Here is a 7,461-nt window from a genome sequence, read left to right on the forward strand (position 1 = left end):
GGCGCCTCGATTGCGAGTATTGCGGCGTCTCACGCGCTTCGCTGTTCAGCGGGCGAACGGATGGCGAGGATGCCGAGACAGATGGGAGCGCGGTCGATGCCTGGCACGGAACCCGTGATCGCGGCGCGCCACGTCGCCAAGCGGTTCGGTCACGTCGACGCGCTGCGCGACGCGACGGTCGTGGTTCCCGCGGGCAAGGTCGTCGCGCTCGTGGGCGACAACGGGGCGGGCAAGTCCACGCTCATGAAGATCCTCCTCGGCCTGCACGCGCCCGACTCCGGAGAGGTCCTCGTCGACGGAGTGCCGGTGCAGCTCGACGGCGTGCGCGCGGCGCAGGCCCGCGGCATCGACGCCGTGCACCAGGACCTCGCCCTCGCTCCCGAGCTCTCGGTCGTCGACAACATGTTCCTCGGCCACGAGCTGGTCGCCGGACCCGGCTTCCTCAAACGGGCGGAGATGACCGAGCGCGCCGAGTCGTCGCTGCGCGAGCTGGGCATCCGGCTGCCCTCGTTGACCGTGCCGATCCGCGAGCTGTCCGGCGGTCAGCGGCAGGCGGTCGCGGTGGCCCGTGCGGTCATGTGGTCGCGCACGGCGATCCTGATGGACGAGCCCACCGCCGCGCTGGGCGCGCGCCAGTCCGAGATCATCTCCGAGCTGATGCGCACGGTCGCGGCGCGCGGACTCGGGGTGCTCGTCGTCTCGCACGACCTCCCGCGCATCCTCCAGGCCGCCGACACGGTCACGGTGCTGTGGCGCGGCGAGACCGTGCTCGAGGCGCCCGCCGACGGCCTCACCGTGCCCGACCTCGTCGCGACCATGGTCGGCTACCGCGGCGAGGTGGCGTCGTGACGACGCAGCTCGGGGTGGAGACCCCGCTCGACGATCGCGGCCGCGCCCCCGCGTCTCCGGTCGTGACGTGGCTGAAGTCGCGCGGTGCCTGGATCCTCATCCTCGACCTGGCCCTCATCGCGTTCTTCTCGCTCATCTCGAGGGGGAACGTGTTCTGGTCGGTCGCGAACGCGCAGTCGCTGCTGCTGAGCGTCTCGCAGATCCTCCTCCTCGCTCTCGGCTTGGCGATGATGCTCGGCGCCGGCATCTTCGATCTCTCCCTCGGCGCGAATCTCGTGCTGTCCTCCGTCGTCGGTGCGCTCGTCATGCGCTCGTTCCAGCAGACGGCGGGGGACACCACGAGCTACCACGACATACCCCTGGCGATCCTGGCCGGACTCGTCGCGTGCGTCGTCGTCGGCGCCGCCTTCGGCGCGGTGAACGGCGTGATCATCGCGATCGGCAACATCAACTCCCTCGTGGCGACGCTCGCGACGCTCGGCATCGGCACCGGCATCGCGCTGCTGATCACGGGCGGCTCCGACGTCGCGGGCCTGCCCGCCGACCTGCAGATCTCCATCGGACTGAACACGGTCCTCGGCGTCCCGATCCCGGCCCTCGCCTCGATCCTCATCGCCGTGTGCCTGTGGGTGGTGGTCCGCTTCATGCGCTACGGGATGCGCACGCAGGCGATCGGCTCGTCCCGGACGTCGGCGGAGCGCGCCGGCATCCGCGTGCGCGCGCACCTCATCGGCCTCGCCGTGCTGGGCGGCGCCCTCGCCGGCCTCGCCGGGTTCATCGACCTGTCGCGCTTCGGCTCGACCGCGCTCGCCGGCCACGCCAACGACGCGCTCGCGGCCGTCACCGCCGCGGTGATCGGCGGGACGCTGCTGGAGGGCGGTCGCATCTCCATCACCGGCACGGTGTGGGGCGCCTTCCTCGCGGTGATCCTGCAGGTCGGCCTCGTCATCATCGGGGTGTCGGCGTTCTGGCAGCTGATCGTCGTCGGCGCGGTCCTGCTGATCGCGGTGCTGCTCGACCGCGTCTCGGTCGTCCGGCGCTCCCGGTCGGTCCGGGGGCCCTGATCCTCCGCCGACCCCGATCCTCGCCCGCCCGACACGCGCGATCCTCATCCACCCAAAAGGAGACACCATGTCCTTCACACCACGATCCGTCCTCGTCGTCGGCGGTCTCCTCGCCGCGACGGCGCTCGTCGCGGGCTGCTCCGGCGGCTCCACGGTCGAGCCGTCGGCGTCGGGCGACGCGGCCGTCACGATCGCCGCGGTGCTGCCCAACACGTCCGACCCGTTCTGGCAGACCATGTCGTGCGGTATCGACAGCCGCGCCGCAGAGCTGGGCGTCGAGGTCCAGCAGTTCAACTCCACCAACACCGACGCGAACGCGGTGGCGAGCAACTTCCAGAGCGCGAGCCTCATCGGCGCCGACGGCATGATCGTCACGCCGCTCAACAACAACCAGTTCGTGGCGCAGTTCCAGAAGCTGATGGGCGAGGGCGTGCCGATCGTGACCGGCAACGGCACCGAGCCGCAGGTGAACTACCTCACCATCAACAGCGGCAACGACACCGCCGGGTTCGCCGAGGACGTCGCCGACGTCATCCCGGCCGGCGCGGGGAGCATGGTCTTCCTGGGCGGCGCCCCCGGCATCCCGCCCCTGGAGAACCGCACGCAGCCCTTCGTCGAGGCCGTGCAGGCCATGCGGCCCGACCTCACCGCGCTCCCGACCGACTACAGCGGCTTCGACATCAACAAGGCGACGAGCAACGTGGCCTCGCTCATCATCGCCAACCCCGATCTGAAGCTCATCATCGCGGCGGACGGACCCGACGGCGTCGGCGCGGCGGCGGCGGTGAAGCAGGCCGGCAAGGCCGGCGAGATCGCGGTGATCGCGTTCGACGCGGTGCCGGCGCAGGTCGAGGCTCTCCGCGAGGGCACGATCAGCGTGCTCATCGCGCAGGATCCGTTCTCGATCGGCGCAGACTCCGTCCAGGCGATCGTGGACTACCTGGCCGAGCACGCCGACGGCGGCGCGGTCGAGCCGGCCGGCGCCAAGGGCATCCAGAGCGCGGTGCTGACCGCCGACAACATCGACGACCCCTCGAACGAGAAGTACCTGTACACGACCGAGTGCGGCTGATCCCCCGCGGCGCCTCGGTCCTCCGGCACGGCTTGGCGTGAGTCCCGGCGCCCCGCCGTGCGGGCCCCGGCGAGGGGTCCCTCGAGACCCTCGCCGGGGCTCAGTCCGTGCAGGCGTGGGCGGTTCCGGCGCCTCGTCGCAGGCGATCCGGCGCTGCCGGCTCAGTCGCCGAACGCGTGGTCGGCCCAGGCGAGTCGCTCCGCCTCGTCCGGGTCGGCGACCAGCTCGGGCTCGTCGCGCAGCACCATCGTGAGGCGCGTCTCGAGGATGTAGGCCGGCCACGGCCGTCCCGGCGTCGCGGGCGAGCCGGTGCGCGCGAACGCCGCCCACATGGCGCGCATCGTCCGCGAGAGCTCCGCGGCCCCGGGTGCGCCGTCCGTCGAGGGGACCGCGTCCGTCGTCCCGAACACGAACGGCGTCTCCATGCCGTGGGTCGCGCCCACGTCGGGGCGGGCCGGGTTCTCCCAGTCGAACCTGTAGAGGTGCGCGGGGGAGCCCGAGCGCGCGCACAGCTCCGCGAAGCGGATGGCCGGGATCCGGAAGTACAGGTCGGTGATCGCCCGCTCGCCCGCCTCGGCCGGGCTCGCCGAGGTGGCGAGATAGTGTTCGGCCCGCGCGGCTCCGACGCTCTCGCACAGCGCGGCGACGGATGCCGGCAGGGGCAGCGTGGTGCTCAGCAGCCGCATCTCGTCGCGATCGGTGCCGATCAGGATCGGGATGCCGCGGGCCGCGCCCGCGCGGACGGCGTCGGCGACGGTGGTCGTCAGCTCGGGGGTGCCGAACGGCGGGCGCCACACCGTGCCGGTGCGCTGCCCGGCCGCGATGAGGTCGGCGACGGGGAGCTCGCGGAGGCGCTCGGCGGCGTCCAGGCGCAGCTCGCGCAGGACCGCGTCGAACGCCGCGCGCGAGAACTCCCGGTCCTCACGGCCGGTGTAGAACGCGAGCGGATACGCGGCGCTCTGGCAGATCAGGCGATGGAACAGGCCCCGCGCGGACGGCATGGCGAGGAGGCCCACGGCCTTGAGCGCACCGCCGGACTCGCCGAGGACGGTGACGTTCCCCGGGTCGCCGCCGAATGCCGCGACGTTCTCGCGCACCCAGGTCAGCGCCCGGACGATGTCGAGCATGCCGGGGGTGGCGACGGCATCCAGCGCCGAGGTGGTGTCGAGGAAGCCGAGCACGCCGAGCCGGTGCGCCGGCGCCACGACGACGACGTCCTGCTCGGCCGCCAGCCGCGCCCCGTTCTCGCGCGGTCGGGTGGGCTGACCGGTCGTGAACCCGCCGCCGTGCAGGAACACCACGACCGGGCGGTGCGCGTCGTCCGGCGCCGGCGTCCACAGGTTGAGGTGCAGCCCGCCCTCGCTCTGCCGGGTGGTGTCCTCGTCGCCGAACACCGAGCGGTAGTAGTCCGGCCGCAGCACGGCGAGCGGATCGGGTGGCTGCGGCACCACCGGCGGCCAGTCGGCGGGCGGCGGGTCGGTCCAGGGGTCCGGGGGCCGCGGCGCACGGAAGCGCTGCGCTCCGCCGACCGGGCCCGTGAACGGGATGCCGCGGAACTCCACGACCCCCGGCCGGGCCCGCCCTCGCACGGGCCCGCTCCGGGTGCGGACGACGGGAGCGTCCTCGCCGGTCGGGGTGCCGTGGGTCGAGGTCATGGACCAAGACCCTACCCGTGCGCGTCGTCGCCCGGCCTCACACCTGTGAGGGATACGCTGGTGCGGTCCCGCTCGGACGGGACGAGGCATCCGTGAGACGAGGAGCGCGCGTGACCGCATCCGCCGACCAGACCCACGACCTGCGGACGCGTGCGCTCGCCGACCCGTACCGGCCGGCGTATCACTTCGCGGCCCCGGCCGGGTGGCTCAACGACCCCAACGGCGCCGCGCAGCGCGACGGCGTCTACCACCTCTTCTACCAGTACAACCCGCACGCTCCGGCGCACGCATCGATCCACTGGGGCCACGCCGTCAGCCGCGACCTCGTCCGCTGGACCGACCGTCCCATCGCGCTGCGGCCCGACGCCGACGGTCCGGATGCCGCGGGGTGCTGGTCCGGCGTCCTCGTGGACGACGGCGGACGACCGGTGATCGTGTACACGGGCTTCGACCGCGACTGGCGCACGACCACGTGTCTCGCGTACGGCGACGCGACGCTCGACGTCTGGGAGAAGGACCCGCGCAATCCCGTCATCCCGGCACCGCCGGACGACCTCGAGGTCACGGCGTTCCGCGACCACTGCGTGTGGCGCGAGGGCGGGGCGTGGCGCCAGGTGATCGGGAGCGGCGTCGTCGGTCAGGGCGGCGCGGCGCTGCTGTACGAGTCCGACGACCTCGTGAGCTGGCGCGCGCTCGGCCCGCTCGCCGTGGGCGACGCGCTCGCGGGCGGCCCGGAGGAGTGGACCGGCACGGTGTGGGAGTGCGTGGACTTCTTCCGCCTCCGCACCGACGGAACGACCGCGGCTCCGGAGGGCGGCTCCGGCGATCCGCACGTCCTGATCTTCTCGGCGTGGGACGCGATGCACACGCTCCACGCGCACGTCGCGCTCGGGCGGTACGAGGGCGACCGGTTCCTGATCGACGGGTATCAGCGACTCGACCTGGGCGAGGCCTACGCGTACGCGCCGCAGTCCTTCGCCGACGAGAGCGGCCGGAGGGTCGTGTGGGCGTGGATGCAGGAGGGCCGCCGCGGGCCCGCGCAGCTGCGCGCCGGCTGGTCGGGCGCGATGGCACTGCCGCGCCGTATGTGGCTCGACGAGGACGGCGTCGTCCGCATGGAGCCGGTCGCCGAGGTGGAGTCGCTGCGCGGCGCCGCCCTGGAGTGGCGGCAGGACGGCGCGGTGTCGCGCGCGGAGGGGCGGCACGTCGAGCTGGCGCTCGATGCGGACGTGCCGGCCGGGGGCGTCGTGCGCCTGGCCGTGTTCGCGACGGACGACGGCGCTGAGGAGACCGTGATCGAGCTCGCGGCGGGGGAGGGCGGCGCGCTCGTGCTGAGCCTCGACCGGTCGCGCTCGACGCTCGACGAGGCGTGCGACCGCACGCCGCGCGGTGGCGAGGTCTCGTGGCGGGGCGGCAGCGTCCCGGTGCGCGTCTTCCTCGACAGCTCGAGCGTCGAGGTGTTCGCGGGCGGCATCTCGCTCACCGCGCGGGTGTATCCGACCCGTGCCGAGGCGACCGGCATCCGTGTCGAGGCGTCCGGCGGGGCCGAGGTCTCGGGCGTCCGGGGCTGGGCGCTCGCCGCGGTCGAGCAGGCCGATCGCGTCGTCGACCCGCAGGCGTAGCGAGTCGCCGCGGATCGGTTGCCGCGGGCGGCACCGCGTGCGGCAACCGGCGAGCCGTGCCAGACGTGGGCGACTCCAGAACGGGTGGTCCGCGACCCGGTCGCGGCGGGGTGGGCTGCCGTCACAATCGGTCGGCGGCGGGGGCGCGGCAGTAGCGTCGAGGGCATGGCGCTGCGCGAGATCCTCGGTATCGACCACCCGATCGTCCTCGGTCCGTTCGGCGGGCTGTCGTCCGTCGCGCTCACCGGGGCCGTGAGCGAGCTCGGCGGCCTCGGCTCGTACGGCCTCTACGGGTATGCGCCGGAGCGCATCCACGACACGATCGCGCAGCTGCGCGCGGCGACCTCCCGGCCGTTCGCGGTGAACCTGTGGCTGCCGACCGGCGACGAGGTCACGCCCGCCGACGTCGATCTGCAACCGGCCATCGACGCGCTCGCCCCTGTGTTCGCGGAGCTCGGCGTCGAGCCGCCGGCCCCGCCGGCCGCGTTCCTCCCCGACGTCGACGGCCAGCTCCAGGCCGTGCTCGAGGCGGCGCCGGCCGTGCTGAGCGTCGTGTACGGCGTGCCGTCGGCGGAGCTGATCGACGCGGCCCACGCACGTGACGTACGCGTCGTGGGCACGGCCACGACCGTCGCCGAGGCGGTCGCGCTCGACGCGGCGGGGGTGGATGCCGTCGTCGCGACCGGTGCGGAGGCCGCCGGTCACCGGGTGTCATTCCTCGCCTCCGCCGAGGACTCGCTCGTGGGCACGATCGCGCTGGTCCCGCAGGTGGTCGACGCCGTGCGCGTGCCCGTGATCGCCGCCGGCGGCATCGCCGACCGTCGCGGGGCGGCCGCGGCGTTCGCTCTGGGCGCTTCGGGTGTCCAGGTCGGCACCGCCTTCCTGCGCACCGGTCAGTCTGCGGCGCCGCCGTCGCACCGGGCGGCGATCGCGAGTGCCGGTGACACGACGACCGTGCTGACGCGGGCGATGAGCGGGCGGCTGGCCCGTGGCATCCCGAATCGCGCTCAGCGTCTGCTCGCCGAGCTCGGGCCGCTGCCGTTCCCCGCGCAGAACTGGCTGACCGGCAGGTTCCGCGTCGAGGCCGCGCGCCGGGACGTGGGTGAGCTCCTCAGCCTGTGGGCTGGCCAGGGTGCGCCGCTGGCCATCCATGACGATGTGGCCGACGTGTTCGCCGAGCTGCGTGCCGGGCTTCCCGC

The 7,461-nt window shown here is 73.6% G+C and carries 6 protein-coding genes; 5 read left to right on the top strand and 1 reads right to left on the bottom strand.

What is annotated here, in order from left to right:
• Positions 1–96 precede the first annotated feature (96 nt).
• The 3 genes from WML84_RS02720 (at position 97) to WML84_RS02730 (ending at position 2,985) form a co-directional block, all read left to right on the top strand.
• Positions 97–849 carry an ATP-binding cassette domain-containing protein gene (locus WML84_RS02720; RefSeq protein WP_347344612.1) on the top strand — a complete coding sequence of 251 codons (753 nt, stop codon included), beginning with the start codon at positions 97–99 and terminating at the stop codon, positions 847–849.
• Positions 846–1,913: an ABC transporter permease gene (locus tag WML84_RS02725; protein WP_347344613.1), complete on the top strand. Its 1,068-nt coding sequence runs from the start codon at positions 846–848 to the stop codon at positions 1,911–1,913. Before WML84_RS02720 ends, WML84_RS02725 begins: the two co-directional genes overlap by 4 nt.
• A gap of 67 nt (positions 1,914–1,980) precedes the next feature.
• Entirely contained in the window at positions 1,981–2,985 is a 1,005-nt protein-coding gene (locus tag WML84_RS02730) for a substrate-binding domain-containing protein (RefSeq protein WP_347344614.1), read from the top strand.
• Between the two features lie 161 nt (positions 2,986–3,146).
• Here the strand turns inward: WML84_RS02730 and WML84_RS02735 are convergent, their stop codons facing one another.
• A complete protein-coding gene (locus WML84_RS02735; protein ID WP_347344615.1) occupies positions 3,147–4,640 on the bottom strand; it encodes a carboxylesterase family protein in 1,494 nt (497 codons plus the stop codon).
• A gap of 110 nt (positions 4,641–4,750) precedes the next feature.
• Between WML84_RS02735 and WML84_RS02740 the strand changes: the two genes are divergently transcribed.
• A complete protein-coding gene (locus WML84_RS02740) occupies positions 4,751–6,262 on the top strand; it encodes a glycoside hydrolase family 32 protein (RefSeq protein WP_347344616.1) in 1,512 nt (503 codons plus the stop codon).
• A 165-nt stretch (positions 6,263–6,427) separates the two neighbouring features.
• A partial coding sequence (locus WML84_RS02745; protein WP_347344617.1) for a DUF561 domain-containing protein occupies positions 6,428–7,461 on the top strand: 1,034 nt, incomplete at its 3' end.

Source organism: Microbacterium sp. (assembly GCF_039812165.1).
Lineage (GTDB): Bacteria > Actinomycetota > Actinomycetes > Actinomycetales > Microbacteriaceae > Microbacterium.